The following is a 2,268-nucleotide window of genomic DNA, read 5'->3' as shown; positions in this document are numbered from 1 at the left end:
GTTGGGATGTCCTGTCTTAATTTTTTCAGATATAAAAAATCCAAATTATATCCGTGTTTATCAAGGTGATATTGAACAGATGGATATACCAAAACATCGATGTACGGCACTTAACTTATACCGTACAAGAGGTGATCAACGGTCATCGTTTTCCCGTTGAATTAGCGACTGTTATTCCAAAAGATAGCACGCGTGGTAACCCGATTAAATTTAATATTCTGGTCTAATTGAGCGGTTAGTTAGTGAGGTTTTATATGAGAATTCTTTGTCCGGAATGTGGTGAGAAAAGCAGTATTCAGAAGTCGAACAGAATATCGTTAGGGTATTCAGATTTGTATTGTAGTTGCCGTGACCCTGAGTGCGGCCACTCTTTTGTGATGAACCTGTCGTTCAGCCATACATTAAGCCCGTCCGCTAAAACGTCTACTCAGTTAGCGTTTGAGTTATTAAAGACATTAGCGCCCAGCCAACAGCAGGAACTTAAAGCACGACTTTCTTTGTTGTAATAAAAAGCCCAGGTTTTGTGGGCTTTGGGATTTAACAAATATCGGATGCCATCAACTTGGCGTCATTAACTTCGTAACAGTCATAAAACTCTTTAACTGCAGACATTTTCACTTTCCATTCAGAAATAGATTCTCCTTCTTCTGTCTGTGTTTTTCTATCCGGAATCGAGCTATAAAGGTCGAACTCATTAAATGGTGAATCAACTTCATCTAAGAAAAGAGTATGATTTTGAATATAGATTTCATCCTCAAGCACATATAAAACCCACCAAAATATGAAATTAGCTTTTGATGGATCATACATAGTTGTCACAAGTGCCGAACAAGGCTCACCATTTAAAACTCTTTCTAGTGCTAACTTCCATTGAGATAAATACTGATTTCTATCCCAATATGATAGAGAAGCATAAAATTTTTCTTGAAAATCACCAATATTTATAGAACCCAAAACTACCTGCTCTCCTTCAGATTCAAAAATACTATCGTCTAGAAGAATATCAAATTTACTCATTTTCTAATCCTTAATCCGCGTTGATAAATCGGAACTCCAAGTACCTATTCTTCGACCTTTTAAATCAAACATTTTCCAACCATTTGCTACGTTATGCCCATCAACATCCAGAGAGATATATTTTTTACCATTTGAAAATACTGATTGGCCATGTGAATTAAACGGAGACTTCTGGGGAGGGATTCGCTTGTTAAAGCCTAAGTTAAAAGCCACTGACTTTGAGTTAAATCCACTATTAAATCCTGTGCCTCCGCCACCACCGCCCGCAAATGTACTACCGCCAGTTCCACCATGGCACGATCTTCCACAAGTCCTCGTTGAAGAACGTTTAACTCGACTTTTCGCGCCTTCATACTGCTTTAAGCTACTTTCGATATTTCGTAATGTTACACTATTTGGCTGAGAAAGCCTTAGGTCAGAAAGTGTAGCAAGTTCTCGGCCAGCAACTTCATTATCCCCTTCCAGAGACTTATGCTGGCCTAATACCTTCGTTAATGCTTGTGTAGAAGTGTATATTTCCGCCCCTTTTACCCATTCAAAAGGTGCGTTTCTATATAATTTTTGTAAAAAAGCATAGGAAGCATTAACACTGTCTAAATCTTGATAATAAGTTATGTATTCTTTAAATAACTCATTAAATTTTTCGTCATCAGAGACATTGTGTACAAGCTGTTTCTCAATTGATTTTATCGGATTAATAATATTATCCGTATCTTCGTTTGCATAAACCCAAAAAGAACATACGGCCAAAAACATAATAAATATTTTACTTACAGACTTAATCATAACAATTCCCATTATCACTTGAAGAGGTAAGCATTTAATCACAAACAAACCAACATGGGTAGCAAATATGCAACCATAAAGGCGTTTGAAAACTAACGACATATTTCAGAACAATGTAAATAAAAGGCGTCATATTCATATTTTTAGCTAACCCTTACGCTAAATCTTCTTCATCATCGTCGATAAAATCACTACGAACGCGGGTGATTTTAAGCTGTACCTGTATTTCACTTTTACCGTAAAGTAACCAGCCAAGAGAAACTTCGTTGTCCTGGTGATCACCTTCCAACATTTCAGCTATCAACTGTTCGATGTTATCTACCGATTTTTCAGCTACTTCAATTGCTCCGCTCATCATTTACCCCCACTATTTATTATGTAAACTCACTATTACCCTCTTAAAAACCAATTAGGGACACCCGACTCTTTTTGACTGAACTTCAAGAGTAACCTATGGTTAAATAA

Annotated in this window: 5 protein-coding genes; 2 read left to right on the top strand and 3 right to left on the bottom strand. The window is 36.9% G+C overall.

The features are described 5' to 3' along the window. Positions 1–71: 71 nt before the first annotated feature. Positions 72–227, top strand: coding sequence for a hypothetical protein (locus CXF74_RS22080; RefSeq protein WP_157822507.1), 156 nt, complete (start codon positions 72–74; stop codon positions 225–227). A gap of 27 nt (positions 228–254) precedes the next feature. Continuing rightward, on the top strand, positions 255–506 hold the full coding sequence (locus CXF74_RS21105; protein WP_101084580.1) for an ogr/Delta-like zinc finger family protein: 252 nt from the start codon (positions 255–257) through the stop codon (positions 504–506). A gap of 31 nt (positions 507–537) precedes the next feature. Here CXF74_RS21105 and CXF74_RS21100 read toward each other — a convergent pair whose 3' ends face one another. The 3 genes from CXF74_RS21100 to CXF74_RS21090 form a co-directional block, all read right to left on the bottom strand. Then, complete coding sequence (locus CXF74_RS21100; RefSeq protein WP_101084579.1) at positions 538–1,017, bottom strand: hypothetical protein; 480 nt, start codon at positions 1,015–1,017, stop codon at positions 538–540. A gap of 3 nt (positions 1,018–1,020) precedes the next feature. Beyond that, positions 1,021–1,803 (bottom strand): toxin C-terminal domain-containing protein, encoded by a 783-nt coding sequence (locus CXF74_RS21095; RefSeq protein WP_157822506.1) that lies wholly within the window; start codon positions 1,801–1,803, stop codon positions 1,021–1,023. 154 nt (positions 1,804–1,957) lie between these two features. Then, entirely contained in the window at positions 1,958–2,158 is a 201-nt protein-coding gene (locus tag CXF74_RS21090; protein WP_101084574.1) for a hypothetical protein, read from the bottom strand. Positions 2,159–2,268: the final 110 nt, after the last annotated feature.

Origin of the sequence: Psychromonas sp. Urea-02u-13 (assembly GCF_002835995.1) — a bacterium.
Lineage (GTDB): Bacteria > Pseudomonadota > Gammaproteobacteria > Enterobacterales > Psychromonadaceae > Psychromonas.
The sequence above is the reverse complement of the archived record's forward strand: the minus strand, read 5'-3'. Positions and strand labels throughout refer to the sequence as shown.

Bases quoted from the DNA above. Each gene is read 5' to 3' on its own strand.
- CXF74_RS21100 (WP_101084579.1), bottom strand. From the start codon at position 1,017: ATGAGTAAATTTGATATTCTTCTAGACGATAGTATTTTTGAATCTGAA.
- CXF74_RS21105 (WP_101084580.1), top strand. From the start codon at position 255: ATGAGAATTCTTTGTCCGGAATGTGGTGAGAAAAGCAGTATTCAGAAG.
- CXF74_RS21090 (WP_101084574.1), bottom strand. From the start codon at position 2,158: ATGAGCGGAGCAATTGAAGTAGCTGAAAAATCGGTAGATAACATCGAA.
- CXF74_RS21095 (WP_157822506.1), bottom strand. From the start codon at position 1,803: ATGATTAAGTCTGTAAGTAAAATATTTATTATGTTTTTGGCCGTATGT.